27 protein-coding genes are annotated in these 25975 nt (G+C 63.4%); 20 read left to right on the top strand and 7 right to left on the bottom strand.

Annotated features, from left to right (window positions below):
* Positions 1 to 2: 2 nt before the first annotated feature.
* The 5 genes from opgC to J7359_RS09450 all read left to right on the top strand — a co-directional run bounded on the left by opgC (position 3) and on the right by J7359_RS09450 (position 5438).
* Positions 3 to 1112, top strand: coding sequence for an OpgC domain-containing protein (gene opgC / locus J7359_RS09470; RefSeq protein WP_209056392.1), 1110 nt, complete (start codon positions 3 to 5; stop codon positions 1110 to 1112).
* 132 nt (positions 1113 to 1244) lie between these two features.
* Complete coding sequence (nadA, locus tag J7359_RS09465) at positions 1245 to 2297, top strand: quinolinate synthase NadA (protein WP_209056391.1); 1053 nt, start codon at positions 1245 to 1247, stop codon at positions 2295 to 2297.
* Positions 2298 to 2310: 13 nt separating this feature from the next.
* The gene (locus tag J7359_RS09460) at positions 2311 to 3870 is read left to right on the top strand and encodes an L-aspartate oxidase (protein ID WP_209056390.1); all 1560 of its coding nucleotides are present in this window, start codon (positions 2311 to 2313) and stop codon (positions 3868 to 3870) included.
* On the top strand, positions 3867 to 4721 hold the full coding sequence (gene nadC, locus J7359_RS09455; protein WP_209056389.1) for a carboxylating nicotinate-nucleotide diphosphorylase: 855 nt from the start codon (positions 3867 to 3869) through the stop codon (positions 4719 to 4721). Before J7359_RS09460 ends, nadC begins: the two co-directional genes overlap by 4 nt.
* A gap of 171 nt (positions 4722 to 4892) precedes the next feature.
* On the top strand, positions 4893 to 5438 hold the full coding sequence (locus J7359_RS09450; protein ID WP_209056388.1) for a GNAT family N-acetyltransferase: 546 nt from the start codon (positions 4893 to 4895) through the stop codon (positions 5436 to 5438).
* Here J7359_RS09450 and J7359_RS09445 read toward each other — a convergent pair.
* From J7359_RS09445 to J7359_RS09435, 3 genes are read right to left on the bottom strand one after another with little or no spacing between them, the layout of a single operon-like run.
* On the bottom strand, positions 5435 to 6766 hold the full coding sequence (locus J7359_RS09445; RefSeq protein ID WP_209056387.1) for an MATE family efflux transporter: 1332 nt from the start codon (positions 6764 to 6766) through the stop codon (positions 5435 to 5437). The genes J7359_RS09450 and J7359_RS09445 overlap by 4 nt on opposite strands.
* A gap of 10 nt (positions 6767 to 6776) precedes the next feature.
* Positions 6777 to 7274: a PaaI family thioesterase gene (locus tag J7359_RS09440; RefSeq protein WP_209056386.1), complete on the bottom strand. Its 498-nt coding sequence runs from the start codon at positions 7272 to 7274 to the stop codon at positions 6777 to 6779.
* Positions 7275 to 7279: 5 nt separating this feature from the next.
* Entirely contained in the window at positions 7280 to 7720 is a 441-nt protein-coding gene (locus tag J7359_RS09435; protein WP_209056385.1) for a PaaI family thioesterase, read from the bottom strand.
* A 151-nt stretch (positions 7721 to 7871) separates the two neighbouring features.
* Here J7359_RS09435 and J7359_RS09430 point away from each other — a divergent pair, with 151 nt between their 5' ends.
* The 9 genes from J7359_RS09430 (at position 7872) to J7359_RS09390 (ending at position 17786) form a co-directional block, all read left to right on the top strand.
* Entirely contained in the window at positions 7872 to 8252 is a 381-nt protein-coding gene (locus J7359_RS09430) for a MerR family DNA-binding transcriptional regulator (RefSeq protein ID WP_209056384.1), read from the top strand.
* Positions 8253 to 8367: 115 nt separating this feature from the next.
* A complete protein-coding gene (locus J7359_RS09425) occupies positions 8368 to 8769 on the top strand; it encodes a MerR family DNA-binding transcriptional regulator (RefSeq protein ID WP_209056383.1) in 402 nt (133 codons plus the stop codon).
* A gap of 4 nt (positions 8770 to 8773) precedes the next feature.
* Positions 8774 to 10549, top strand: a complete 1776-nt coding sequence (locus J7359_RS09420; RefSeq protein ID WP_209056382.1) for an acyl-CoA dehydrogenase C-terminal domain-containing protein — start codon at positions 8774 to 8776, stop codon at positions 10547 to 10549.
* A gap of 268 nt (positions 10550 to 10817) precedes the next feature.
* The gene (locus J7359_RS09415; RefSeq protein WP_209056381.1) at positions 10818 to 11459 is read left to right on the top strand and encodes a glutathione S-transferase family protein; all 642 of its coding nucleotides are present in this window, start codon (positions 10818 to 10820) and stop codon (positions 11457 to 11459) included.
* The gene (locus tag J7359_RS09410) at positions 11456 to 12667 is read left to right on the top strand and encodes an acetyl-CoA C-acetyltransferase (protein ID WP_209056380.1); all 1212 of its coding nucleotides are present in this window, start codon (positions 11456 to 11458) and stop codon (positions 12665 to 12667) included. Before J7359_RS09415 ends, J7359_RS09410 begins: the two co-directional genes overlap by 4 nt.
* Before the next feature lie 11 nt (positions 12668 to 12678).
* Positions 12679 to 14859 (top strand): 3-hydroxyacyl-CoA dehydrogenase NAD-binding domain-containing protein, encoded by a 2181-nt coding sequence (locus tag J7359_RS09405; RefSeq protein WP_209056379.1) that lies wholly within the window; start codon positions 12679 to 12681, stop codon positions 14857 to 14859.
* A 166-nt stretch (positions 14860 to 15025) separates the two neighbouring features.
* Positions 15026 to 16210: a toxic anion resistance protein gene (locus tag J7359_RS09400; RefSeq protein WP_209056378.1), complete on the top strand. Its 1185-nt coding sequence runs from the start codon at positions 15026 to 15028 to the stop codon at positions 16208 to 16210.
* A complete protein-coding gene (locus J7359_RS09395; RefSeq protein ID WP_247740295.1) occupies positions 16207 to 17235 on the top strand; it encodes a DUF2927 domain-containing protein in 1029 nt (342 codons plus the stop codon). Before J7359_RS09400 ends, J7359_RS09395 begins: the two co-directional genes overlap by 4 nt.
* A 122-nt stretch (positions 17236 to 17357) precedes the next feature.
* A complete protein-coding gene (locus tag J7359_RS09390) occupies positions 17358 to 17786 on the top strand; it encodes a VOC family protein (RefSeq protein ID WP_209056475.1) in 429 nt (142 codons plus the stop codon).
* Positions 17787 to 17877: 91 nt separating this feature from the next.
* Here J7359_RS09390 and J7359_RS09385 read toward each other — a convergent pair whose 3' ends face one another.
* Both J7359_RS09385 and J7359_RS09380 read right to left on the bottom strand, forming a co-directional pair.
* Positions 17878 to 18291 carry a winged helix DNA-binding protein gene (locus tag J7359_RS09385; RefSeq protein ID WP_247740313.1) on the bottom strand — a complete coding sequence of 138 codons (414 nt, stop codon included), beginning with the start codon at positions 18289 to 18291 and terminating at the stop codon, positions 17878 to 17880.
* Positions 18292 to 18505: 214 nt separating this feature from the next.
* Positions 18506 to 18811 carry a succinate dehydrogenase assembly factor 2 gene (locus J7359_RS09380; protein WP_247740294.1) on the bottom strand — a complete coding sequence of 102 codons (306 nt, stop codon included), beginning with the start codon at positions 18809 to 18811 and terminating at the stop codon, positions 18506 to 18508.
* Between the two features lie 177 nt (positions 18812 to 18988).
* Here J7359_RS09380 and J7359_RS09375 point away from each other — a divergent pair, with 177 nt between their 5' ends.
* Positions 18989 to 20191, top strand: coding sequence for a pyridoxal phosphate-dependent aminotransferase (locus J7359_RS09375; protein WP_209056376.1), 1203 nt, complete (start codon positions 18989 to 18991; stop codon positions 20189 to 20191).
* 49 nt (positions 20192 to 20240) lie between these two features.
* A complete protein-coding gene (locus tag J7359_RS09370; RefSeq protein WP_209056375.1) occupies positions 20241 to 20612 on the top strand; it encodes a host attachment protein in 372 nt (123 codons plus the stop codon).
* 184 nt (positions 20613 to 20796) lie between these two features.
* Here J7359_RS09370 and J7359_RS09365 read toward each other — a convergent pair whose 3' ends face one another.
* Positions 20797 to 21579, bottom strand: coding sequence for a 3-hydroxybutyrate dehydrogenase (locus tag J7359_RS09365; RefSeq protein WP_209056374.1), 783 nt, complete (start codon positions 21577 to 21579; stop codon positions 20797 to 20799).
* Positions 21580 to 22011: 432 nt separating this feature from the next.
* On the opposite strand from J7359_RS09365, the gene J7359_RS09360 reads away from it, so the two are divergent.
* From J7359_RS09360 to J7359_RS09345, 4 genes are all read left to right on the top strand, one after another.
* Complete coding sequence (locus tag J7359_RS09360) at positions 22012 to 23787, top strand: extracellular solute-binding protein (protein WP_247740293.1); 1776 nt, start codon at positions 22012 to 22014, stop codon at positions 23785 to 23787.
* Positions 23784 to 23912, top strand: coding sequence for an entericidin (locus J7359_RS09355; protein WP_209056372.1), 129 nt, complete (start codon positions 23784 to 23786; stop codon positions 23910 to 23912). The genes J7359_RS09360 and J7359_RS09355 overlap by 4 nt, the downstream gene beginning before the upstream one ends.
* Positions 23913 to 24251 carry a hypothetical protein gene (locus J7359_RS09350; protein ID WP_209056371.1) on the top strand — a complete coding sequence of 113 codons (339 nt, stop codon included), beginning with the start codon at positions 23913 to 23915 and terminating at the stop codon, positions 24249 to 24251.
* A gap of 101 nt (positions 24252 to 24352) precedes the next feature.
* Entirely contained in the window at positions 24353 to 25240 is an 888-nt protein-coding gene (locus J7359_RS09345) for a cation diffusion facilitator family transporter (protein WP_209056370.1), read from the top strand.
* A 16-nt stretch (positions 25241 to 25256) separates the two neighbouring features.
* On the opposite strand, the gene J7359_RS09340 is transcribed toward J7359_RS09345, so the two are convergent.
* Entirely contained in the window at positions 25257 to 25946 is a 690-nt protein-coding gene (locus tag J7359_RS09340) for a L,D-transpeptidase (protein ID WP_209056369.1), read from the bottom strand.
* Positions 25947 to 25975: the final 29 nt, after the last annotated feature.

Below are 25975 nucleotides of genomic sequence, written 5' to 3'. Positions count from 1 at the left end.
TCATGAAACGCCTGATCGCCCTCGACATGCTGCGCGGATATGCGCTGGTCTGCATCATGCTGGACCACATGCCGGTGTCCACGCTTCGCGGGTATACGCTGGCCAATTTCTCGATCTTCGACGCTGCCGAGTTGTTCGTTCTGTTATCGGGCTTTCTGGTTGGTCTGGTCTGGCTGGGCGTCGAGCGCAAGGAGGGGCGCCCCGTCGCCCGCTGGCGCTTTGCCCGCCGCGCCTTCGAGGTCTGGCGCGCGCTGGTCGTGGGCGGGATCGTCATGGCACTGCTGTCGGCCGGATTGCTTGAGGCCGGCATGAAGCATACCGCGATCTGGAACCAGTATGCCGAATGGGTGATCGACAATCCGTGGGGCTTTCTGGGCGTGCTGGCCACGATGTGGCTGCAGCCCAACCTGCTGGACGTGCTGGCGGTCTATGTGATCCTGATCGCATCGGCGCCGGTTCTGGTGCCGATCCTGCTGCGTTATCCGTTCAGCTTCGCTGCGGGCTCGGTGGCGCTTTGGTGGTTTGCCCCGATCCTGAACCCGCTGGTGCCCAATCATCGCGATGGCGGGCTGCTGTTCAATCCGTTCGGGTGGCAGATGCTGTTCTATGCCGGCGTGGCGATGGGCCTGTTCCGGCAGCGCTTCATGCCGGTCCTGATGCCGCACGCGAAGCTTATCACGATCGTCGCCTGGGCGATGTTCGCCTTTGGCGCGACCATCGTCATCGCCTCGAAATTCGGGGAACCCGCGCTGCCGCTGCGCAATGCGCTGAAGCTTGTCTATGGCAGCATCGACAAATGGCCGCTGGACGGCACCCGCTTTCTGGCCATCCTTGCCGCCAGTTGGCTGGTCGCCGTGCCGCTGGCTGGCATCATGGAACGGCTGGCCTCGACCCGGGCCGGGGTCGGTCTTCAACAGATCGGCAGGGGCGGCCTTTGGTCCTTTATCGCCTGCGTCATGCTGTCCGTGATCGGTGATGCGTTCCAGATGAACCCGCCCGACCAGGGCTTCCTGCGCAAGCTTGTCGTCGATCTTTGGGCTATCCTTGCGCTGTGGTGGCTGGCGGCGATCTGGCTGCAATGGGGGGCGCCATGGCAGAAGCGCGGCAAATAGCATCTCTGGGCCGGCAGCCGCGCCGGACCGGTCAGTTCAACATTGCCCCTAGGTCAGCTTTTCGGTAACAGGCGCGGTCACGGGTGCAACGCCCGTGCCACGGCCCGACGACCGCCGCAGGAGGAGAGGACATTGCTTGATCTGACGACCATTCGGGCAGAGCTTGAGACGCATTACGATCTTCAGCCCTCGCTTGAGCTTGCCGAGAGCATGTCCGATATCCATGCCCGCATGGAACGTGTCGTGCCGTTGCCGGACTGGGCCATCGCCGCGCCCTATGTGAAGGCAATCAACGACCTGAAACGTGAACGCAATGCCGTGGTTCTGGCGCATAACTACATGACGCCGCAGATCTATCACGGCATCTCGGATGTGGTGGGCGACAGCCTTGCGCTGGCGATCGAGGCGACCCGGGTCGAAGCAGACGTGATCGTGCAATGCGGCGTGCATTTCATGGCCGAAACCTCGAAGATCCTGAACCCGGCCAAGACCGTTCTGATGCCCGACATGGAGGCAGGTTGTTCGCTGGCCGAAAGCATCACCGCTGCGGGCATCGCGGAAATGCGCGCACAGTATCCCGGGGCACCGGTCGTCAGCTATGTCAACACCACGGCCGAGGTGAAGGCAGCCTCGGACATCTGCTGCACCTCGGCCAACGCGGCCCAGATCGTCGCCGCGATGGAGGGTGACACGGTCATCATGACGCCGGACAAGTATCTGGCCCAGAATGTCGCGAAACAGGTGCCGCAGAAGAACATCGTGTGGTGGGATGGGCGCTGCATCGTGCACGAGAAATTCACCGCACAGGATCTGCGCGATTTTCGTGGCTGGCACCCCGATCTGAAGATCATCGCCCATCCAGAATGCCCCCCAGATGTGCTGGCCGAGGCGGATTTCGCGGGCTCGACCGCAGGAATCCTGGACTGGGTCGGCCGCGAACGTCCCGGGCAGGCGATGCTGGTCACCGAATGCTCGATGGCCGCGAATATCTCGGACGCGCATCCCGAGGTCGAGTTCCTGGGGCCGTGCAACATGTGTCCCTATATGAAGAAGATCACGCTCGAGAAGGTGCTGTGGTCGCTGCACACGATGACCGGCGCGGTCGAGGTCGCACCCGACATTGCCGACCGTGCGCGCGTCGCGGTTCAGCGCATGATCGATCTGTCGCGCCAGTTGGCAGCCTGAGGATCGCTCGCGCATGAGGCAGATCGCCACCGACCGTGTCGTGATCGTCGGTGCCGGGCTGGGTGCGCTGTATGCGGCGCTGAAGCTTGCCCCGCGTCCGGTGTTGATGATCTCACCCGATCCGCTTGGGCAGGGCGCCAGCTCCGCCTGGGCTCAGGGCGGGGTCGCCGCGGCGATGGACCCCGCGGACAGCGCCCGATCGCATGCGCGCGACACCGTGCGCGCCGGGGCCGGCACCGTCGATCCCGACATCGCGGAACTGGTCACCGACGAGGCGCGCGCCCACATCCTTGACCTGACCTCCTTCGGCACCCCCTTCGATCGCACCCCCGAGGGCGGCTATGTCCTGTCGCGCGAGGCTGCGCACAGTTTCGCCCGCGTCGTGCGGGTCAAGGGCGACCAGGCCGGGGCGGAAATCATGCGCGCCCTGGTTTCCGCCGTCCGCGACACACCGTCGGTCCAGGTGCTGGAAGGCACCATTGCGACCGGGCTGGTGACAACCGGCAGCCGCGTGACGGGGGTGCGGATTGCGCGCACCCATGGTTCGCATTCCGTCCAGATCCTGGCACCGGCGGTCCTGCTGGCGGGTGGCGGCTCGGGCGGTCTGTTCGCGATCACGACCAACCCGCCACGCATCTGCGGACAGGTGATCGGCATGGCGGCCCGCGCAGGCGCGATCATCGCGGATGCCGAATTCGTGCAGTTCCACCCGACTGCGATCGACTGCGGCGAAGACCCCGCACCGCTGGCGACCGAGGCGCTTCGGGGCGAAGGCGCTCAGTTGCGAAACCGGCAGGGCGACCGTTTCATGCAGGCGCTGCACCCTGACGCCGAACTTGCGCCCCGCGACATCGTCGCGCGCGCGATCTATGCGCAGGCACAGGCCGGGCTGCGACCGGTTCTGGACACACGCGCCTGTCTGGGCACGCGTATCCTGACCGAATTTCCCGCGGTCGCCGGCGCCTGTCTGCGAAACGGTATCGACCCCGCGACCCAAGCGATCCCTGTGGCCGCAGCCGCCCATTACCACATGGGCGGGATCGCCGTGGACAGCACCGGACGCGCCAGCCTTGACGGGCTTTGGGCCTGTGGCGAGGCGTCCTCGACCGGGCTGCACGGCGCGAACAGGCTGGCCTCGAACGGGTTACTGGAGGCATTGGTCTATGCGCGGATCTGTGCGGCCAGCATCCAGAAGACGATCAGCATGACGGCGGATTGCGCCACTGTCGCGCTGCCCGACCTGCCTGCCGGGGAACTGCCTGACGCGGATCTGGTCGCGCGACTGAGGCGCGCGATGACCGATGGGGCTGGCGTCGTGCGTGACGAGGCGGGCCTGCGAAGGGCGCTGACCGAAATCGCGACGATCGAGTCGCTGCAGCCGAATTCCGACAACCTTCTGAACATGACAGCAACGGCGACGCTGATCTGCGCGGCCGCGCTGCAGCGCAGGGAAAGCCGCGGCGCACATTACCGCAGTGAATTTCCCGATGCCTCTCCCACCCCCACGCGCAGCCAGCTGACGCTGGCAGACGCGATGGCCATCCGCGATGCGATTGCCACGGAGACGATATGACGCACGCCACTTCTCCCCTGCCCCCGATGATCCTTGAACCGCTGGTCCGTGCTGCGCTGATCGAGGATCTGGGCACCAATGGCGACATCACGACCCGCATCGTGATCCCCGCCGGCACACGTTATTGCGCGCGCATCCGGGCACGCGAGGCCGGGGTCGCCTCGGGGATGGACCTTGCCCGGATCGCGTTCCACCTGATCGATCCGGCGCTTGATGTGCGCATCCTGCGGGCCGACGGGATGGCCTTTCAGCCCGGCGACGTGCTGGCCGAGATCGAAGGCGATGCGGCGTCGATCCTGTCCGCCGAACGGGTTGCGCTGAACTTTGCCGGACGTCTGTGCGGCATTGCCACGATGACGGCCGCCTTCGTGGCCCGAACCCAGGGCACAACCGCACGCATCACATGCACTCGCAAGACGACACCCGGATTGCGGCTGGTCGAGAAACAGGCGGTGCTGCATGGCGGCGGCTTTGCTCACCGTTTTTCGCTGTCCGATGCGATCCTGATCAAAGACAATCACATCGCTGCGGCGGGCGGCATTCGACCGGTCCTGCAGGCCTGCAAGGCCCGCGCATCGCACATGATGCGGGTCGAGATCGAGGTGGACCGGCTGGACCAACTGTCCGAGGTGCTGGACGAAGGCGGCGCCGATGTCGTTCTGCTGGACAACATGGACACGGCGACGCTGCGACAAGCCGTTGCCATGGCGCAGAGCCGCGTCGTTCTTGAGGCGTCGGGAAACATGCGGCTGGATCGGATCGCCGAAGTCGCCGCGACCGGCGTGGACTATATTTCCTGCGGCGCGCTGACCCATTCGGCGCCGACGCTGGATCTGGGACTGGATTTCTGACCAGACGGGGCACGCAGATACCACCCGCGAGGATCACGGAAAAATGAACCGCCCGTGCTGGCGAACGCATGTCGGGCGCCCAACATACCGGTCGATGCCGCGACAGCGGCGTTGCAGATCGGGCATCGCGTCCGCCCTGCCCTACCCGTGGCGACCCGACGGAGGCCAGACATGCCGGCATCACGGCACCGAAATCCTGCAAGGCCGCTGATGGCGGTGCATCGCGGCAATGTCAGGCTACGGGGACTGGTCGCGCGCGATCACGCGCTGCACGCCGCCCATCTGCTGCGCCTGACAGCGCAGGACAGACGCGCGCGGTTCAACACCGCGCTCAGCGACGACGCGATCCTTGCCTATTCCCGCAACCTCGACTGGCGGCACATCTGGGTTTTTGGTGCATTTGTCGACGGCACGCTGCGGGGTTTGGCAGAGCTGATCCCGAACAAACAGGGCAAAGAGGCCGAACTGTCCGTTTCGGTCGAGCGCGCCTATCAGCACGCGGGCATCGGCAAGCTGCTGAGCCTTGCGATGGTGCTGATCGCGCGCCGCACGGGCATAGGCAAGATCCACATCTTTCATGTGCCCGACAATCTGGGCATGCGGGCTCTTGCGCGCGACCTTGGCGCGACGACCATCGTCGAGCCCGGCCTGCTGGAAGGGGTGGTCAGCCTGCCCGCTGGACCGACGCCGCATACAGGCGATGCGCGGATGCGCTAGCCCGCCGGTCGCGCCGCCGCCTCGGCGCGGGGATAAAGCCGTGCCATCGTCAGGCCGCGCGCAACGTTCAGGATCATCAGGGCGGCCCACAGACCGTGATTGCCCATCACCGGCGGCAGGATGATGACCGCGGCCACATAGACGGCGACTGCCTGCAACATCGCGATCCGCAGCTCTCGCGTCAGGGTTGCGCCGATGAAGATCCCGTCGAACATCCAGCTGGCCACGCCAATCAGCGGTGCAAAGCCAAGCCAGACCAGATACTGACGCGCCTCGGCCCGCACCTCGGGCGCGCTGGTCAGCAGATCGACGATGGCCCCGCCGCCGAACCAGAAAAGAACCCCCAAGGCCATCGCACCGCCCAGACCCCACTGCGATGTCAGGATCGCGGACCGGCGAACATGTTCGGGGCGCCGCGCGCCGACCGCCTGGCCCACGAGGGATTCCGCCGCGAAGGCAAAGCCATCCAGTGCAAAGGCTGTGATCGACAGGAACTGTACCAGCACCTGATTTGCCGCAAGCGTGACATCACCTTCCGCCGCACCAAGGAACAGGAACGTCGTGAAACTTGCCTGCAGCAGAACCGAACGGATCATGATGTCGACATTGATTCGCATGAAACGGTTCAGCTGATCCCGTGCGAACAGCGTGGCCAGGTTGCGCGCCGCGGCCAAGGCGGAACGCAGGACATGGCGCGCCATCCACAGTCCCAGCGCCAGCCCGGAACATTCGGCGATCAGCGTGGCCCAAGCCACACCAGCGACGCCCAGCCCAAGTCCCAGCACGAACCAGATGTCCAGCGCGACATTCAGTCCGTTCTGCAACAACTGCAGCGCCAGGACCGAACGGGTCCGCTCCACCGCGATCAGCCAGCCCGTGATCGCATACAGGCCGATGGTTGCCGGTGCCCCCCAGATGCGGATCTGAAGATAGTTGCGCGCCAGCATCTCGACCTCGGCGCTGGCGGGTGCGACGCGAAAGGCAGCCCAGAACAAGGGTATCTGCAGCGCGACGATCATCAGCCCGACAGATCCCGCGATGGTCAATGCGCGCAGCAGATGGGCGCCCACCTGCGCCTCATCGCCCGCGCCGTGGCTTTGCGCCACCAGCCCGGACGTGCCCATGCGCAGGAAACCGAAGATCCAGAAAATCGACGTCAGGATCACCGCGCCGATGCCGACTGCACCGATCGGTTCGGCCCGGCCCAACTGGCCCACCACGCCGGTATCGACCAGACCCAGCAGAGGGACAGTCGCGTTCGACAGGACAATGGGCAGGGCGATGTTCAGGACCCGCCGATGGGTCAGCGGGCCGATCTGGGTCTTCATCGGTCGCCGCCTATCCCTGTGGCATCAGGAAATGCCCGGTCGCCTGCGCGAACAGCCGGGCGCGGTTGTCCTGCCATGCCTCGACATGGACGCTGGCATAGCGCCGCCCGGACCGCACGACCCGCGCCCGGGCATAGGCGTCACGCGGCAGGCCGCTGCGCAGGTAATCGACGGTGAAATCAATCGTCTTGGGCAGCCGCGGCAGGCTGTCAGGCACGGCGGCATCCGGTGCGATGCGCCCGGATTCCAGATCTTCCCACATCGCGGTCCAGGACAGTTCGATGATCGCGGTCATCTCCAGGAATGCGGCAGTCACCCCACCGTGCAATGCCGGCAAGGCAGGGTTGCCGATCAGTTTCTGGTCGAAGGGCAGCACCGCGGTCAGTTCGTCACCGCGACGGTCGAACATGATCCCGAGCCAGTTCATGTAGGGCACGCCGGAAACAAGCGCCTTCAGCGCCGAATCGCGCCGGGACTTGATCTGCTCCAGGGGTTCGTTGCGATCCATGGCGCTTACCTCTCGGCCGTGAAGGTTCCGGTTGCGGTGGCGACCGGATTCTGATCGTCCTCGTCCACCGCAACGGCGCGCAGAAAGGCCACGCTGCGCGTCATGTGATAGCATTCCGCCCTTGCTGTAATCCGCTGGCCGGGCTCGGCGGCACGCATATAGTCGATACGCAGATCGATCGTCGCGGTCGAACGCGGCGTTGCGGGATGCATCATCACCGCGGCACCGCAGCAGGTATCCATCAGCGCGGACACCACGCCGCCATGCACGACGCCGCGCCGCGGATCGCCGACAAGATGTTCCGCCCAGGGCATGCTGATCGTGGCGCGTCCCGGTCCCAGGTCATCGACCTGCATCCCCAGCGCGCGGGCATGCGGGATCGCGCCGATGAACTGCTGCGCAATCCTTATCCGGTTCTCATCGTCCTGCGTGTCCCTGTCATCCATCGGCTTCGGCGCCTCCTTGCGGTTCCTGCACAGGCTTAGCCGTCCGAGCCGCATGTTCTCAACCCCGATCAACTCTGACGCGCGCAAAGGTTGAGAAGCATCCGGCAAGGGGCTAGCTTGTTTGGCGGATGAACCGTCACGGAGATATCGGATGCCGGACGAGCGTGAGATCAGCTTCAAGGACATGTGCGCGCGTTTCGACGTTACGCCCCGGACATTGCGGTATTACGAGTATATCGAGCTTATCAGCCCGCGCCGTGAAGGCAGGTCACGCCTTTACGGCGCCCGCGAAGTTGCGCGAATGACACTGATTCTGCGCGGACGCCGCTTTGGCTTCTCGCTCGAGGAAATCCGCCAGTGGTTGTTGATCTATGAACAGAAAGGCAGCCGTGAACAGCACGAGGTCTGGCTGGCGCTGGCCGATCGGCAGTTGAAGCTGCTGGATGAACAGATCGCCGAATTGCAATGCGCGCGCGCCGATCTGAAATCGCTGCGGGACAAGACCAGCGACCAGGTGGACGGCGCCAGCTAGACGACTGCGCAACCTCGCGAAGCCGTGACGCAGCGTCCCGCTTACGTTCGCGTCAAGTAGCCCCTATATCGTCTCTGAAGATCGGCAGAAGCCCGCGAAGGAGGCGTCACGTTTCATGCCAAACGACGACCTGATGACGATACGCGAAATGTGCGACGCGTTCGACGTCACGCCGCGCACACTGCGTTTCTACGAGGCACGGGAACTGATATTTCCCGAACGCCGCGGTCAGCACCGGCTGTATGATCGCCACGACCGCGCCCGGTTGATTCTGATCCTGCGCGGAAAGCGGTTCGGATTCAGCCTGGAACAGATGCGCCAGCTTCTTGAAATCTACGAACCGGGCGGCTGCAACCGCACCCAGATCGCCGCGACCCTTTCGGTCGGCCGCGAACGGCTGGCGGACATGGAACGCCAATATGCCGAACTGCGTGAGGCCATCGACGAACTGAAACAGCATATCGCAGACGCCGAGCAACGCCTTGCCACGGCCCAAGACGACACGAAGACAGGATAACAGCATGCCTTCATACACCCCCCCCGTTCGCGACCTGCAATTCGTGCTGCAAGACTTGCTGCAACTGCAGCATGCCAAGCTGCCGGGCCACGAGGATCTGGATCCCGACTTCACCGAAGCGATCCTGGATGCAGCAGGCAAGCTGGCGGCCGAAGTGATGGCCCCGATCAACGTATCCGGCGACCGGCAGGGCTGCCGCCTTGAAAACGGCATCGTGCGTACGCCCGAGGGTTTTCAGGCCGCATATGACGCGCTGAAGGAGGGCGGCTGGACCGCTTTGGACTGTGACACCGAATATGGCGGTCAGGGCCTGCCGGTGGTGATGGGACAGGCCGTCAGCGAGATGTTCTCGTCCGCCAACATGGCGTTCGCGATGTATCCGGGCCTCGCCCATGGCGCCTATTCGGCGATCCACGCCCATGGCACCGACGCCCAGAAGCAGCAATACCTGCCGCAGATCGTCAGCGGCGAATGGACTGGCACGATGAACCTGACCGAGCCGCATTGCGGCACCGATCTGGGTCTGTTGCGCAGCAGGGCTGAACCGCAGGACGACGGCAGCTATCTTATCTCGGGGCAGAAGATCTTCATTTCGGCCGGCGACCACGACCTGTCCGAAAATGTCATCCATCTTGTGCTGGCCAAGGCGCCCGGCGGCGGCGAAGGCACCAAGGGCATCTCGCTGTTCATCGTGCCGAAATTCCTTGTGAATGAAGACGGTTCTCTGGGCGAACGCAACGCGGTCAGCGTCGGCAGCCTTGAAGAAAAGATGGGCATTCACGGCAACGCCACCTGCGTCATGAACTACGACGGCGCGAAAGGCTGGCTTCTGGGCGATCTGCACAAGGGCATGCGGGCGATGTTCACGATGATGAACGAGGCGCGTCTTGGCGTCGCCTTGCAGGGCTATGCCTGCGCCGAGGCCGCCTATCAGAACGCGGTCGCCTATGCCAAGGACCGATTGCAGGGCCGCGCGGCGACGGGCGTGCAGAATCCCGACGGTGCCGCCGATCCGCTGATCGTGCATCCCGATATCCGCCGCAGCCTGATGGATCAGAAATCCTTCGTCGAGGGCGCGCGCGCATTGGTGCTGTGGTGTGCGCATCTGATCGACCGCGGCCAGAATGGCGATGCCGAGGCCGAAGGCCTCGTGTCGCTGCTGACGCCGGTGGCGAAGGGCTTTCTGACCGACCGTGGTTTCGACGCGGCCGTACAGGCCCAACAGGTTTTCGGCGGACACGGCTATATCGAGGAACATGGCATGAGCCAGTTCGTTCGGGATGCCAGGATCGCGATGATCTACGAGGGTGCCAACGGCGTGCAGGCGCTTGATCTGGTGGCGCGCAAGCTGCCGCAGGATGGCGGTCAGCACATCATGGCGTTCTTCGAACGGGTAAAGACGTTCTGCAAGCAGCATGCTGACAACCAGATGCTGGCCGACGATTTCATCGCGCCGCTGAAATCGGCCTCGAAGGATCTTCAATCTGCCGCGATGTACTTCACCGAACGCGGCATGAAGAACCCCGACGATGCGTTGTCCGGATCCTATGACTTCATGCACCTGTTCGGGCATGTCGCGCTTGGCTTCATGTGGGCGCGCATGGCCGCTGCCGCGCAGGCCGCGCTGGATGCCGGCCAGGGAGATGCATCTTTCCTGCAGACCAAGCTGACCACGGGACGCTATTACATGAAGCGTCAGTTGCCGATCACGTCGACTCATCTGGCCCGCATTCAGTCAGGTGGCGAACCCGTCATGGCGCTGGACGCGGACCTGTTCTGACACGCAGCGCTATGAGAAGGTTGGAATGGGTATTTGTGCAAATAAGCACGAACGCGTCCCGGCCCCTCCGTCGCTGCGGCGGGGCGGACGTTGGCCGCCCCGGAACCGGGACGACTTCTCCTTTGGCGGCCACCGGCTACTCAGCCTGTACCGCGGAAGCCGTTCCAGCAATGCAAGGTTGAAGAAGGGCTAACCCCATCTTCTTCTTTGCGGAAATACCCAGCGGGGGGTGCGGCGGGCGCAAAGCCCCCCGCGGCAAGGAGGAAATATGACCGCTCAACTCTGGTGTTTTGGCGAATCCGGCAATGCCTACAAGGCGGCGCTGACAATGCAGTTGGCGGGCTACGACTGGTCGCCCGTCTATGTCGATTTCTTCAATGGAGAGGCGCGCGCCCCCGCGTTTCGGGCGCTGAACGAAATGGGCGAAGTCCCGGTCTTCCGCGAGGGCGATCTGACGCTGAGCCAATCCGCCGTGATCCAGTTGCACATCGCCGAGCGGACCGGGAAATTCCTTGGTCGCGATCGGAACGAAACACTGCGCTGGCTGATGTTCGACAATCACAAACTGTCCGCACAGGCGGGACCGCTGCGCTTTCTGATGAACTTCCTGCCGCCGGAAAAGCGTCCACAGGGCGGCATCGACTATCTGCAGGGCCGCGTGAAATCAGCCTACAAGATCCTGGACGATCATCTGGCAGGGCGCGACTGGATCGCCGACGACGCGCCGACGATCGCCGACTTCGCCTGCTGCGGCTATCTGTATTACCCCGAACCCTTCGGCTTCGACCGCAAGGAATGGCCCCATATCGACCGCTGGCTGGACGGGATCAAAGCCCTGCCCGGCTGGAAACACCCCTATGACCTGATGCCCGGCAATCCATCCGACCGGGCGCCCAAGGAGGACATATGACCGACGCATTCATCTATGACGCCGCCCGCACGCCGCGCGGCAAGGGCCGCCCCGATGGCAGCCTGCACGAGGTCACCTCGCTGGCGCTGTCCGCGCGCCTGCTGAACGCAGTGAAGGAACGCAATGGGCTGGAGGGCCATGCGGTCGAGGACGTGATCTGGGGCAACGTCACCCAGGTCAAGGAACAGGGCGGTTGCCTTGCCCGCAGCGCGGTGCTGGCCTCGGATCTGGACGAACGCATTCCCGGCCTGTCGATAAACCGCTTCTGCGCCAGCGGCATGGAAGCCGTGAACCTGGCCGCGAACCAGATCCGGGGCGGCGCGGGCCAGGCCTATATCGCCGGCGGGGTCGAGATGATGGGACGCGTCGCGATGGGCAGTGACGGGGCGGCCATCGCGGTCGATCCCAGCCTCGCGATGAAATCCTACTTCGTACCGCAGGGCATCAGCGCCGACATCATCGCGACCGAATACGGCTTTGATCGCGATCAGGCCGACGCACTGGCGCTGGAAAGCCAGCGCCGCGCCGCGCAGGCATGGCAGGAAGGACGGTTCGACAAGTCGATCGTCCCGGTTCTGGATCAGAACGGTCTGACCATCCTCGACCGTGACGAATACATGCGCCCCGGCACCACGATCGACGACCTTGCCAAGCTGAAACCCGCCTTCAAGGAAATGGGCGAAATGATGCCCGGTTTCGACAAGGTGGCGATGCTGAAATATCCGCATCTGGACCATGTCGAACATATCCACCACGCCGGGAACTCGTCGGGCATCGTGGACGGTGCGGCGGCCGTGCTGATCGGGAACGAGGAATTCGGCAAGGCCCACGGCCTGAAACCGCGCGCCCGCATCCGCGCCACTGCCAAGATCGGCACCGATCCGACGATCATGCTGACCGGTCCGGTCCCCGTGACCGAGAAGATCCTGAAGGACAGCGGCATGTCCATCGGCGATATCGACCTGTTCGAGGTGAACGAGGCGTTTGCCTCGGTCGTGCTACGATTCATGCAGGCTTTCCAGGTCGATCCGGCCAGGGTGAACGTCAATGGCGGTGCCATCGCCATGGGACACCCACTTGGCGCGACCGGCGCGATCATCATCGGCACCCTGCTGGATGAGCTGGAGCGCCAGGACAAGAATGTGGGTCTGGCGACCCTGTGCATCGCGTCCGGCATGGGCGCGGCCACCATCATTGAACGCGTGTGAGGGATCAGACCATGACCGATTTCACGATGGAAAAAGGCGCCGACGGCGCCGCGATCATCACTTGGGACGTTCAGGGAAAATCCATGAACGTGCTGTCCATGGAGGGCGCCAACACCCTCAACGACCTGATCGACGACGCGCTGGCCGATGACGCGGTCAAGGGCATCGTAATCACCTCGGCCAAGAAGGATTTCGCCGCCGGGATGGACCTGAACGTCATCGCCGGGATGCGCGACAACGGCGGCGCGCAGGGCGTCTTTGACGGCGTGATGGGCCTGCATCACCTGCTGCGCAAGATCGAACTGGCGGGCATGGACCCCAAGACCAAGAAGGGCGGCAAGCCCATCGCCGCCGCCCTGCCCGGCACCGCGCTTGGCATCGGGCTGGAACTGCCGCTGGCGACGCATCGCATCTTTGCGGCCGACAACGCCAAGGCCAAGATCGGCCTGCCCGAGATCATGGTCGGCATCTTTCCCGGCGCCGGCGGCACGACCCGCCTGACGCGCAAGCTGGGCGCGATGGCTGCGGCCCCCTTCCTGCTGGAAGGCAAGCTGTCGGACCCGAAGAAGGCAAAGGCCGCCGGGCTGATCGACGAAGTGGCGGACGATCCGGTCGCCGCCGCCAAGGAATGGGTGCTGAACGCATCGGACGCCGACATCATCAAGCCCTGGGATTCCAAGGGCTACAAGATGCCGGGCGGCGAGCCGTTCCATCCCGCAGGCTTCATGACCTTCGTTGGTGCATCCGCGATGGTGCATGGCAAGACCATGGGCGTCTATCCTGCGGCCAGGGCGCTGCTTTCGGCGGTCTATGAGGGTGCCTTGGTGCCCTTTGATCAGGCGCTGAAAATCGAAGCGCGCTGGTTCACCAATGTGATGATGAACCCCAGCAGCAGCGCGATGATCCGCAGCCTGTTCATCAACAAGGAAGCGCTGGAAAAAGGCGCGAACCGCCCCGAAGCGCCTGACCAGACCGTCAGGAAGGTCGGCATCCTTGGCGCGGGCATGATGGGTGCGGGCATCGCCTATGTCAGCGCGATGGCGGGCATCGAGGTCGTGCTGATCGACGCAAAACAGGACAGCGCCGAAAAGGGCAAATCCTATTCGGAAGGCCTGCTGGACAAAGCGATCAGCCGCAAGAAATCGACCGAGGAAAAGAAGGCCGAAGTGCTGGCCCGCATCACCGCCACGACGGATTACGACGCACTGAAAGGCTGCGACCTGATCGTCGAGGCCGTGTTCGAGGATCCGTCCGTCAAGGCCGAGGTCACGAAGAAGGCCGAGGCCGTGATCCCCGAGGATGCGATCTTCGCCACCAACACCTCGACCCTGCCGATCACCGATCTGGCAGGTGCCAGCAGCCGCCCCGAACAGTTCATCGGCATCCATTTCTTCAGCCCGGTGGACAAGATGCTGCTGGTCGAGATCATCAAGGGCAAGGCGACCGGTCCCCGCGCCGTCGCCAAAGCGCTGGATTTCGTGCGCCAGATCCGCAAGACGCCGATCGTGGTCAATGATGAACGGTTCTTCTACGCCAACCGCTGCATCATCCCCTATATCAACGAAGGCATCCGCATGGTCGGCGAGGGCGTGAACCCGACCCTGATCGAAAACGCCGCAAAGATGATGGGGATGCCGCTGGGGCCGCTGCAACTGGTCGATGAGACCAGCATAGATCTGGGTGTTAAGATCGCCAAGGCAACCCGCGCCGCGATGGGCGACGCCTATCCCGACGATGCGGTCGATGAGGTGATCTTTGCCATGGCCGATGCAGGCCGCATGGGCCGCAAGGCGAATGCCGGCTTTTACGACTATGACGAGAAGGGCAAGCGTCATGGTCTGTGGAGCGAGCTGGAGACCCGCTATCCGCACGCGGGCGACCAGCCTGATCTGACCGAGGTGCAGCACCGCCTGATGTTCGCCCAGACGCTGGAGGCCGTGCGCGCACTGGAATCCGGCGTGCTGGAAGATATCCGCGAAGGCGATGTCGGGGCGATCCTGGGCTGGGGCTTTGCGCCCTGGTCGGGTGGACCCTTCGGCTGGCTGGACATGCTGGGCGCCGCCCGCGCGGTCGAAATCTGCGACGGACTGACCGAACGCAATGGCGACCGCTTCGCAGCGCCCAGGCTGTTGCGCGACATGGCCGACAGCGGGGACAGCTTCTACGGAAGGTTCGGATCGCGCGCCGCGTGATAGACCGGCCGCTGCTCTGGCGACAGGGTGACGGGCTGTGGCGAGGTTGCAAGGGGGACGAGGTTTCGTCCCCCTCGACCGTTGATCCGTACCAAAATCAGCATATGCTGCAGCGCAACATGCGTCCGGCCATCGCCGACCGATGCTTAGCAAAAGGACTGCGTCCATGACCGAAGATACCCGCCGCCGCGCCGAAGCCACGTTGAAGGATATCGAGGACGTGACCTCGGTCGTGCTGCCCGAGCCAGGTCAGGATCCGGTCACGCTGGATAAGGCCGACGCCCCAACCAGTGACGAGATCCGGCGGCGCATGGCCGAGATCGACATCGGCGACACCGGCTCGATCGTTCGCTTCGGCACTCGCGCACAGTCGGAGTTGCAGGAGATCAGCCAGAAGATGCTGGCTGATGTCAAAAGCAAGGATGTCGGCCCCGCCGGGGAAAGCCTGCGCGAGATCGTGACGACGATCCGGGGATTTTCCAGTTCGGAACTGGACATGCGCCGCGGAAGAAGCTGGTGGGAAAAACTGCTTGGGCGGTCCGCGCCCTTCGCCAAGTTCGTCGCCAACTACGAGAAGGTCCAGACCCAGATCGACCGCGTGACATCGGATCTGGAAACGCATGAACAGCGTCTGCTGAAGGACATCAAGGCGCTGGACATGCTGTATGACCGGACGCTTGGGTTCTATGACGAACTAGCCCTCTACATCGCGGCGGGCGAGGCGAAACTGCATGAACTGGACAGCGAGGTGATCCCGGCCAGCGAAGCGGCGGTCCACGCGGCCGGCGAGCCCGATCAGGTGATGCAGGCGCAGGAACTGCGCGACCTGCGCGCGGCCCGCGACGATCTGGAACGGCGCGTGCACGACCTGAAACTGACCCGGCAGGTGACGATGCAGTCGCTGCCGTCGATTCGGCTGGTGCAGGAAAACGACAAGTCGCTGGTCACCAAGATCAACTCGACACTGGTCAATACCGTCCCGCTTTGGGAAACCCAGCTTGCGCAGGCCGTCACCATCCAGCGCAGCGCCGAGGCTGCGCGCGCCGTCAAGGAAGCCGGCGACCTGACCAACGACCTGCTGACCCGGAATGCGGAAAACCTGCGTCAGGCGAACGCCCAGATCCGGACCGAAACCGAACGCGGCGTCTTCGACATCGACGCAGTCAAGACCGCCAATGCCGAACTGATCGCGACGATCGAGGACAGTCTGCGCATCGCCGATGAAGGTCGCGCGCGCCGGGCCGCCGCCGAAGAGGACCTGACCAAGATGGAAAGCGAATTGCGCGATGCGCTGGCCTCGGCCACCGCGCGCCGGCAGGCCGCCCCGTCGGAGCGGACCGGCAAACCATGATCTTGGCGGCGCCTTACCGCCCGGCATGGCTGGGCGCCGGTTTGATGCTGCTTCTGGCCGCGTGCAATTCGACGCCCGATGTTGCGGCCGTGCCGCCGGTGCCGCGGCCGGCGCTGCCGCAACCCGAACCGCAGGGCCCCAGCCAGGCGGAACTGCGCAAGGCGCGCGCCGAAAGAAATCGCGCCCTGAACGCCACCGCAGCAAGCGCACAGGCCGATGTCAGCCGGGCCAGCGACCAGAGGCAGGCGGAATATCAGGAGATCGAGGCGCGGCTTCGCGCCGCCGGCCGGCTGCGCCGTGACCGGGTTCCCATGGACGCACCGATTGACGCGGAGCGGCTTGCACGCGACTTCATCCAGATCGCGCTGCGCGACGAATACAGCCGCGATGGCGACCAGCTGGTGCAGAACGCCCACAGCGCCCCGCTGCGCCGTTGGCAGGTTCCTGTCAGGATGCAGGTCGAATTCGGCGATACCGCCGATACCGCAGCGCGACGCCTGTATCGCGCCGAGATCGCCTCGTTCGCCACACGGCTGCAGGGCGCAAGTGGACACCCCGTCGAAACCGTCCAGAGCAAGGGCAATTTCCTTGTTCTGGTCTTGAACGAGGATGAGCGCGCTGCCGTCATGCCGATGCTGCTGCGGCTGATGCCCGACCTGCCGGCACGCGACGCGGCGGCGTTGCGCGATCTGGATCCGCGGAATTTCTGTTCGGTCTTCGCGTACTTTCGCGGCGACGGCGCCGTCTATGTGCGCGCAGTCGCGCTGATCCGTGCCGAACTGCCGCCATTGTTGCGCAGTTCCTGCATCCACGAGGAACTGGCCCAGGGCATGGGCCTGGCCAATGACAGCCCTGACGCGCGCCCCTCGATCTTCAACGATGACGAGGAATTCGCCCTGCTGACCCGGCATGACGAGTTGCTGCTGCGGATGCTTTACGATCCGCGCCTGCGCCCCGGAATGACCGAGGCAGAGGCCGCGCCGATCATCCGCAGGATCGCGGAAGAACTTGTCGGAACACCCTGACCTGCAGACACAGGAACCATCGGCCTCGGCGATCCGTTTGTCAGGCGGCCGGCGTCATGCCAGAACTGATCGCAAGGATCGGGCGGCCCTCGCCGCGCGCCGAAAGCAACAAGGAGATCGACGTGAGCATCCGCTATCTGCACACCATGGTCCGGGTCAAGGATCTGGAAAAGACGATGGAGTTCTTTCGCCTGCTGGGGCTTGAAGAGACCCGCCGCATCGACAACGATAAGGGGCGGTTCAGCCTGGTTTTCATGGCGCCACCGGACCAGCATGAATGCCCCGTCGAACTGACCTATAACTGGGACGGCGATGAAGGCCTGCCCTCGGACAGCCGCCATTTCGGCCATCTCGCCTATCGCGTGGGAAACATCTACGAGATGTGTCAGAAGCTTCACGACGCAGGTGTGACGATCAACCGTCCGCCGCGCGACGGGCATATGGCATTCGTTCGCAGCCCCGACAATATTTCGGTCGAACTGCTGCAAGAGGGTGACAACCTGCCGCCGCAAGAACCTTGGGCCAGCATGGAAAATACCGGCCACTGGTAACGCCCGACCGCGTTCGGGAACGGCTGCGGCAATCGCGGGACATGGCGCCCTCACAACGCCATGTCCCGCACTCGGGCGGGAGCTATACCGCCTAATAGATATACCGGATCTGTTCGGACCAGAAACGTTCGATCCGACGGTTCTGCAGATTGACCTGTTCCAGGGGCGGATCGTCCAGCACGCCCGACATCGCAAGCCCCTCGGCATGGCGCAGGAAAAGACCGTGCACCAGCAGCCGCACCTCGAGCCCTTCATCGGTCAGCCTGACCCGGACCGAGCGGCGATCCATGTCACAGCGTTCGTGATGGACATAGCCCATCGTGACCAGCTTCTTCAGGTTATAGCTGACATTCGACCCCTGATACATGCCACGAGACCGCAATTCGCCCGCCGACACCTCGGATTCGCCAAGATTGTACAGGATCAGCGCCTGAACGGGTGTCAGGTCGTTGCGGCCCAGACGTTCGAATTCGTCCTTCACCAGATCCAGCATCAGCCGATGCATCCGTTCCAGCAGTTGCAGCGATTCCAGATAGGCTTCGGTGCTGTCCTCGATCTCGCTGATCGCGGGTCTTGTGGCGTTGCCGCGTTCAAATTGTGGCATGTGACTCAACATGAATTTCTGTCCCGTCAGGATCGTTCCGCGACCCAGACTAGGACAGAAAAGCGAATCTTCGGTTAATCGCGCTGACCGTCGAAAAAGCACCCGCGATCCGGTGTCAGCCTTGTCCCGCCAGCCGGCCAGCTGCATGATCGGCGATCCGGTCCAGGATCGCGGACAACTGCTTCGGGCCACGGTCTGGATCGGGATTTTCCGTCACCCGCCGCGTCACCCAAAGATACAGATCCTGATCGTTCTCGGACAGAAGCGCCTCGTATGCCGAAAGATCGTCCTCGGGCAAGTCCGCCAGCGGACCGTCCGCGAAATGGCCCAGGATCAGATCCATTTCCTTCATGCCGCGACGCCAGCTGCGCATCCGCAGGCGACGCATCCGAACCTTCTGAAGTTCGTCCGACTCGCTCATGCCCGGACCCTTTCGGCGGCGCCGGCACGCACCAAGCGTCCGCGATCAGCGGCTGACCGATCCTGCATTGACCATACTCCTGTATCGCGGCGGCCATTCATCGGCGTGCCTTGCTTGTGGCCCCGCGCGTCGCAGCGTAAGCCATGCTGGCACGCAGTTCAAACCGTCGAGGTTCCCATGAGCTTTCTGGCCGACCGGCTGGCGCGAATCAAGCCGTCACCGACCATCGCGATGACCACAAGGGCGTCCGAGATGCGGACCCGGGGGCACGACATCATCAGCCTGTCGGCGGGCGAGCCCGATTTCGACACGCCCGAACATATTCGCGACGCCGGCAAGGCCGCGATTGACGCGGGCCATACGCGCTATACACCGGTAGATGGCACCCCATCGCTGAAGCGGGCCATCTGCGACAAGTTTGCCCGCGAGAACGGGTTGGACTATGCGCCGTCGCAGATCAGCGTGGGGACAGGCGGCAAGCAGATCCTGTTCAACGCGCTGATGGCGACGCTGGATCAGGGCGACGAAGTCGTGATCCCTGCCCCATACTGGGTCAGCTATCCCGACATGGTCCTGCTGGCCGGGGGCGTACCGGTGATCGTCGAATGCGGCATCGCCGACGGTTTCCGTCTGACCCCGCAGACACTGGACGCCGCGATCACGCCAAGAACCAAATGGCTGATCCTGAATTCCCCCTCGAACCCGTCGGGTGCGGGCTATTCGCGGGACGAGATGCGGGCCCTGACCGATGTGATGCTGCGCCATCCGGATGTGTGGATCCTGTCGGATGACATCTATGAACATCTTGTTTTCGACGGGTTCGAATTCGTGACGCCTGCGCAGGTCGAACCGCGCCTGAAGGACCGCGTGCTGACCATGAACGGCGTCAGCAAGGCCTATGCGATGACAGGATGGCGCATCGGTTACGGTGCCGGACCCGAAAGCCTGATCCGTGCAATGGCAAAGCTGCAGTCGCAGTCGACCTCGAACCCTTGCTCGATCAGCCAATATGCCGCCGAGGCGGCCCTGACGGGGCCTCAGGACTATGTGGCCGAAAGCCGCGCGGTGTTTCAGCGCAGGCGAGATCTGGTCGTTGCAGGATTGAATGCCTGTCCCGGAATCGACTGCCCGGTTCCGCAGGGGGCGTTCTATGTCTATCCGTCGATCGCGGCGCTGATCGGCAAGACCAGTGCCGCAGGCACGCGGATCAACGACGACGAAGCTTTCGCCAACGCGCTGCTTGACGAGACCGGCGTGGCCGTGGTGTTCGGCGCAGCATTCGGCCTCAGCCCACATTTCCGCATCTCTTATGCGACCAGCGACGCACAGTTGACCGAAGCCATGGCGCGAATCCGCCGCTTTTGCGAAGGATGCAACTGAGCCGCAGACCGCGCGTTGGGCCAGCACGAGCAGGCAGAAGGAGAATGCAATGCTGTCTCGCAATGCGCTGGTGGTCGTCGCCGACGGCCATACCGCAACACTGTTCCGGAACCGCGCCCGTCATGGGCTGGATCTGGAACAGACCCGCCACCTGACTCAGCAGGACTTTGCGGATGCCGAACTGGAAGCCAATTCGACGCGCGATGTCGATGAAGCCGCCTTCGCCTCAGGGCTTGCGCATTTCCTGAACGATCTGGTGCTGCGCCAGAAGGCGGACGAACTGGCAGTGATCGCCGATCCCACGACATTGGGACAGCTGCGCAAGAAATATCACAAGCAGTTGCAGCAGCGGATCGCGAAAGAGGTGCCCAAGACATTGACGGGCGCGGATCGAACAGCGGTCAAGAACGCGCTGAGCTGAACCACGCGAAGAGGGGCCGATCATTCGGCCCTTCTCATATCCGCCTATTTGCCGTTGCAGCACTTGTTGTCGGCTTTCACCCCCAGATGACAGGGAATCTTGAAGCGGCGGTTCTTTTCAGCGCGCCGCCTGCTCCAACGCTCGATCATCCGGCCCGCTCGCGAGGCAAGCTGCCGAAACGACGTCACAGCGCCGTCCATCCGCCATCGACGCTGATCGTCGTGCCGGTGATCTGCGCAGCCGCATCACTGCAAAGGAACACCGCCGTGTCGCCGATCTCTTCCACGGTTGCGAATTCCTTCGAGGGCTGTCGCGTCAACAGGACGTTCTTCACCACGTCCTCGCGGCTCATGTTGTATTCCTTCATCGTGTCGGGGATCTGCTTTTCGACCAGCGGGGTCAGCACATAGCCCGGACAGATGGCGTTGCAGGTGATCTTTTCCTGCGCGGTTTCCAGTGCCGTAACCTTGGTCAGTCCGACGACCCCGTGCTTGGCGGCGACATAGGCGGACTTGAACGGGCTTGCGGTCAGACCGTGGGCCGAGGCGATGTTCACCACCCTGCCCCAGCCCGCCTTGCGCATCATCGGCAAGGCAGCGGCGGTGGTGTGGAATGACGACGACATGTTGATCGCGATGATCGCATCCCATTTCTCGACCGGAAAATCCGGGATCGGGGCGACATGCTGGATCCCCGCGTTGTTGACCAGAATATCGCACTGGCCGGCCTGTTCGACCAGCGCCCGGCATTCGTCGCCCTTGGACATGTCGGCCTTGATATAGCGAACCTTCACGCCGTGCTGACGCGCCATTTCCTCGGCAAGGGCGTGGTCTTCGTCATTGTCGGTAAAGCTGTTCAGCACCAGATCGGCGCCCGCATTTGCAAGCTGATGTGCGACGCCCAGTCCGATTCCGGAATTCGATCCCGTCACCACCGCCGTCTTGCCTGTCAGAAATTTCTCGAACATTGGTTTCCCCGATCAGTTTCGCGTTCGCCGGCAGCTTAGCTGTCCCTCAGGGGCGGCGCAGCCGGAAAACCGCGCATTCGCCGCATCGCAGCGGCCGCGATGACAACGTCGGGCATCCTGCCTCGTTCCCTCATGGCTGCCATGCGCTGCGCGCAAAAAAAAGCGCCCGCACAAGGCGGGCGCAAGTCATGAGGCAGGTTTCATACAGGCAAGAAACCTATCGAGCAGTGAGTTATTTATACGCGACTCCCCGCCCGAGTCCAACAGTGAAGTTCGTCCTGCCATTGACGCCTCTGGACCGAGCCTGTTGAAATCGCGGGCAAACAAAGAATGACGAGGCAGGCGGCGATGCGAATCTTCAAAAACCTTAACAAATGCGCGATCAGACGCGGGTTCACGATATTGGTTCTGGCGACAACCGGTGTTGCAGCAATGCCGCTGGCAAGTCCCGCCGAGCCGACCCATGGCATTGCAATGTATGGAGAACCTGCACTGGAGAAAGGCTTTTCCAGCCTTCCCTATGCGAATCCGGACGCCCCGAAAGGCGGGACGATTCGTCTGGCCGAACCGGGCAGCTTCGATTCCCTGAAACCCTGGGTGCTGAAGGGAAATGCCGCCTGGGGCGTCGGCGTGCATGTCGCCGAGACACTGATGATGCGGTCGATCGACGAGCCGTTCACGCTGTATGGGCTGCTGGCCGAGTCGGTCGAAACGGATCACGACCGGACATGGGTCGAATTCACCCTGCGCCCCGAGGCCGAATTCTCGGATGGCTCGCCCGTGACTGTCGAAGACGTGATGTGGTCCTACAAGACGCTGGGGACGGTCGGTCATCCGCGATATCTGGGCGCGTGGGCGAAGGTCGCAAAGATGCAGAAGACCGGCGACCGCAGCATCCGGTTCACCTTCAAGGAAAGCGACCGCGAACTGGCCATGCTGATGGGGATGCGGCCGATCCTGAAAAAGTCCCAGTGGCAGGACCAGAACTTTGCGGACTCCGGTCTGGAACCGCCGATCGGCTCGGGTGCCTATGTGATCGACAAGGTCGATCCGGGCCGGTCGATCAGCTTTCGGCTGAATCCCGATTACTGGGGCAAGGATCTGCCGATCAATCGCGGCCTGAACAATTTCGACGAGATCCGGTATGATTATTTCGGCGATGCCAGCGCCATGTTCGAGGCATTCAAGGCCGGCGACGTGAACATCTGGCGTGAATTGTCGCCGCAGCGTTGGCAGAACGAATACGATTTTCCGCTGATGACGGAAGGCCGCGTGGTCAAGTCGGAAATCCCGAACGAACGGCCTTCGGGTATCATGGGTCTGGTCATGAATACCCGCGATCCGATCTTCGCCGATTGGCGCGTGCGGCAGGCAATGATCGAGGCGTTCAATTTCCAGTTCATCAACAACACGCTGAATGGCGGCGCCGATCCGCGGATTACCTCGTATTTCTCGAACTCGGTGCTGGCGATGCAGCCGGGACCAGCCGAGGGCCGCGTCCTTGAATTGCTGAAACCCTTCGCGGACAAGCTGCCGCCCGATGCGATCGAAGGTTACAGCTTTCCCGAAGGCAGCGAACGGATCCTGGACCGCGGCGCGCTGCGCCGTGCGCTGAAGCTGATGGAAGAGGCAGGCTGGACCGTTCAGAACGGCACGATGAAGAATGCCGACGGCCGTCCGTTCAGTTTCGAAATCCTGCTGAACCAGTCCGGCAGCGCGATGCGATCCGCATCGGAAACCCAGCAGATCGTCGACATCTTCCTGCAGGCCCTTGGCAATCTTGGCATCACGCCCCGGGTGACGCTGCTTGATTCCGCGCAGTTCGTGCAGCGGACCAACAACTACGATTTCGACATGACGTGGTATGAACGCGCGCTGTCGCTGTCGCCGGGCAATGAACAGCTGTTGTATTGGGGCCATGACGGCGTCACCCTGCCCGGCAGCCGCAACTGGATGGGCATGAACAGCCCGGCGACCGAAGCGATGATCGGCGCGATGCTGGAAGCGACGACCAAGGACGAGTTCACATCCGCCGTGCGCGCACTGGATCGTGTCCTGACGGCCGGCAGATATGTGATCCCCGTCAGCTTCTCGCCGATCTCGCGTCTGGCCCATTCCGCCGACCTGCATTATCCTGAAAAGACACCCCTTTACGGCGACTGGCCCGGGTTCCTTCCCGAGGTCTGGTGGCAGGAGGCAAAAAAATGAGAGCAGTCGCAACAATAATCCTGGCCTGCGCGTTGCTGGCGGGATGCAATACGGTCGCCGGTGTTGGCGAGGATATCACCGGCTCTGCCCGCTGGTTCCAGCAAAGCCTGCCGAGGAGTTACTAGATGAAATGGCACCATGTTCAGGAAAACTGGCCGGCCTTCTATGAGGCGATTCAGGACAAGTGGCCCGAGGTCGAAGAGGCAGAGCTGGACGAGATCGACGGTGAACAACGCGCCTTCGTCGCCTATCTGGCCGAGGTCACCGGGCAGGAACCATCCGAGGTTCGCGACGAACTGCGCGAGTGGCTGGCCGGTGAGATCCCGTCCGATGTCGTCATGGATCCGATCCACGACAATCATTCGATCAAGCTCAGTTCCAAGTATGTGAACGAGGGCGAGGACGAATACGACGACGACGCCCGCTTCGGCGACGACAACGAAGAGCCCGACGACAGGGATTGATCGCGGTCGGCCTGCGTCGCGACTAGGGTTGCGATCAACCGGGTGATCTGGCACTTGCGGCCGGCCGCCGCAGGGCACGGGTCCAGATCACGGGATATGCGATGTCCAACACGCTAAAGATCGCCGCCGGAAGCATCGTCGTCGGCATCGCCGTTCTGGGGCTGAAGCTGTTGGCATGGGTGATGACCGGATCGGTCGCACTGCTGTCGGATGCGCTGGAAAGCACCGTCAACGTCGCCACGGCGATCGCCGCGCTGATCGCCATTCGCGTCGCCGCGCGCCCGGCGGATTCGGATCATCCCTACGGCCATCACAAGGCGGAATTCTTCAGCGCCGTTCTGGAAGGCGTGATGATCATCGTCGCGGCCCTGCTGATCATGCGAGAGGCGTGGCTGGGACTGACGCATCCGCCCGCGCTGAACGCGCCGTTCGCCGGGATCGCGGTCAACGCCGCGGCGGGCGTGCTGAACGCGATCTGGTGCTGGGTGCTGATCAGGCAGGGGCGTCGCCTCGAATCGCCTGCGCTTGTCGCGGACGGCAAGCATCTGCTGTCCGATGTGATTTCGTCCGTCGGCGTGCTGTCGGGCGTTCTTCTGGCCGTGGCCACGGGCTGGACCGTGCTGGACCCGCTGCTTGCGGGGCTGGTAGGGCTGAACATCCTCTGGTCAGGATGGAAGGTCACCGCGTCCTCGCTCAGCGGATTGATGGACGAGGCTGTGTCCGACGACACCCTGGCCGATATCCGGGCGATCATCTCGGACAAGGCCACCGGCGCGATCGAGGCGCATGACCTGCGCACCCGTCACGCCGGCACCGTGACCTTCATCGACTTTCACCTTGTAATCGACGGTCAGACCACGGTCGATGAGGCGCATGACATCTGCGACCGGATCGAACAGTCGTTGCGCGCGCGCCTGACCGACGCGCGCATCACCATCCATGTCGAGCCGGAACACAAGGCAAAGCATTCCGGCATTCTGGTGTTGTGACCTGACAGGACCGGGATCAATAGATCCCGCGCGCACCCTCTTTCCAGACCGAGGGCAGCACGACCACCGCCGCGCCGTGCGGGACGCGTTCATAGATGTCGATGGCGTCCTGATCCAGCAGCCGGATACAGCCCGACGACACCGCCTGGCCCAGGTATTGCGGCTCGCACCCGCCATGGATGCGATACAACGTGTCCTTGCCGTTCTGGAACAGATACAGCGCGCGCGACCCAAGCGGATTGTCCGGACCGCCATCCATGCCGCCATTGGCGATCGAATAGGGTTCCAGATCGGGACGCCGGGCCACCATCTCGTCCGGTGGGGTCCAGCGGGGCCATTTGCGCTTGAACTGCATGCGTGCCGCGCCGTTCCAGGCAAAACCGGCAGCACCCACCCCCACACCATAGCGCAGCGCCATGCCATCTTCCTGGATCAGGTGCAGCAACGCGCGATCGGGATCGACGACGACGGTACCGGGCGACTGGTCGGGATACGGGTTCTTGACCTCTTGCCGCCACAGATCGGGCGGAACCACGCCCTGCGGGACGGCCGGGATCGGGAACGGTTCGTCATCGATGGCGCCATAACGTGACGGCAGCATCTGCATCGCCGGAGATGGCAGCGTGGCAACGGGCTTGGGCTCGGACTTGGCGCAGGCGGCCAGAATGGCGGCCGAACCGCCCGTCAGAAAAATGCGGCGTTTCATGATATATCCTTGAATACAGTCTGAACTGA

This window comes from Paracoccus sp. R12_2 (assembly GCF_017744015.1).
Taxonomy (GTDB): Bacteria; Pseudomonadota; Alphaproteobacteria; order Rhodobacterales; family Rhodobacteraceae; genus Paracoccus.
Note: the sequence above shows the minus strand (reverse complement) of the source record. Positions and strands in the feature narration are given on the sequence as shown.

What these genes read in the sequence shown, in the direction of transcription:
- opgC (WP_209056392.1), top strand. Translation starts at nt 3, where the DNA reads ATGAAACGCCTGATCGCCCTCGACATGCTGCGCGGATATGCGCTGGTC.
- J7359_RS09460 (WP_209056390.1), top strand. Translation starts at nt 2,311, where the DNA reads ATGAGGCAGATCGCCACCGACCGTGTCGTGATCGTCGGTGCCGGGCTG.
- nadC (WP_209056389.1), top strand. Translation starts at nt 3,867, where the DNA reads ATGACGCACGCCACTTCTCCCCTGCCCCCGATGATCCTTGAACCGCTG.
- J7359_RS09450 (WP_209056388.1), top strand. Translation starts at nt 4,893, where the DNA reads ATGCCGGCATCACGGCACCGAAATCCTGCAAGGCCGCTGATGGCGGTG.
- J7359_RS09445 (WP_209056387.1), bottom strand. Translation starts at nt 6,766, where the DNA reads ATGAAGACCCAGATCGGCCCGCTGACCCATCGGCGGGTCCTGAACATC.
- J7359_RS09440 (WP_209056386.1), bottom strand. Translation starts at nt 7,274, where the DNA reads ATGGATCGCAACGAACCCCTGGAGCAGATCAAGTCCCGGCGCGATTCG.
- J7359_RS09435 (WP_209056385.1), bottom strand. Translation starts at nt 7,720, where the DNA reads ATGGATGACAGGGACACGCAGGACGATGAGAACCGGATAAGGATTGCG.
- J7359_RS09430 (WP_209056384.1), top strand. Translation starts at nt 7,872, where the DNA reads ATGCCGGACGAGCGTGAGATCAGCTTCAAGGACATGTGCGCGCGTTTC.
- J7359_RS09425 (WP_209056383.1), top strand. Translation starts at nt 8,368, where the DNA reads ATGCCAAACGACGACCTGATGACGATACGCGAAATGTGCGACGCGTTC.
- J7359_RS09420 (WP_209056382.1), top strand. Translation starts at nt 8,774, where the DNA reads ATGCCTTCATACACCCCCCCCGTTCGCGACCTGCAATTCGTGCTGCAA.
- J7359_RS09415 (WP_209056381.1), top strand. Translation starts at nt 10,818, where the DNA reads ATGACCGCTCAACTCTGGTGTTTTGGCGAATCCGGCAATGCCTACAAG.
- J7359_RS09410 (WP_209056380.1), top strand. Translation starts at nt 11,456, where the DNA reads ATGACCGACGCATTCATCTATGACGCCGCCCGCACGCCGCGCGGCAAG.
- J7359_RS09405 (WP_209056379.1), top strand. Translation starts at nt 12,679, where the DNA reads ATGACCGATTTCACGATGGAAAAAGGCGCCGACGGCGCCGCGATCATC.
- J7359_RS09400 (WP_209056378.1), top strand. Translation starts at nt 15,026, where the DNA reads ATGACCGAAGATACCCGCCGCCGCGCCGAAGCCACGTTGAAGGATATC.
- J7359_RS09395 (WP_247740295.1), top strand. Translation starts at nt 16,207, where the DNA reads ATGATCTTGGCGGCGCCTTACCGCCCGGCATGGCTGGGCGCCGGTTTG.
- J7359_RS09385 (WP_247740313.1), bottom strand. Translation starts at nt 18,291, where the DNA reads ATGCATCGGCTGATGCTGGATCTGGTGAAGGACGAATTCGAACGTCTG.
- J7359_RS09380 (WP_247740294.1), bottom strand. Translation starts at nt 18,811, where the DNA reads ATGAGCGAGTCGGACGAACTTCAGAAGGTTCGGATGCGTCGCCTGCGG.
- J7359_RS09375 (WP_209056376.1), top strand. Translation starts at nt 18,989, where the DNA reads ATGAGCTTTCTGGCCGACCGGCTGGCGCGAATCAAGCCGTCACCGACC.
- J7359_RS09370 (WP_209056375.1), top strand. Translation starts at nt 20,241, where the DNA reads ATGCTGTCTCGCAATGCGCTGGTGGTCGTCGCCGACGGCCATACCGCA.
- J7359_RS09365 (WP_209056374.1), bottom strand. Translation starts at nt 21,579, where the DNA reads ATGTTCGAGAAATTTCTGACAGGCAAGACGGCGGTGGTGACGGGATCG.
- J7359_RS09360 (WP_247740293.1), top strand. Translation starts at nt 22,012, where the DNA reads ATGCCGCTGGCAAGTCCCGCCGAGCCGACCCATGGCATTGCAATGTAT.
- J7359_RS09355 (WP_209056372.1), top strand. Translation starts at nt 23,784, where the DNA reads ATGAGAGCAGTCGCAACAATAATCCTGGCCTGCGCGTTGCTGGCGGGA.
- J7359_RS09350 (WP_209056371.1), top strand. Translation starts at nt 23,913, where the DNA reads ATGAAATGGCACCATGTTCAGGAAAACTGGCCGGCCTTCTATGAGGCG.
- J7359_RS09345 (WP_209056370.1), top strand. Translation starts at nt 24,353, where the DNA reads ATGTCCAACACGCTAAAGATCGCCGCCGGAAGCATCGTCGTCGGCATC.
- J7359_RS09340 (WP_209056369.1), bottom strand. Translation starts at nt 25,946, where the DNA reads ATGAAACGCCGCATTTTTCTGACGGGCGGTTCGGCCGCCATTCTGGCC.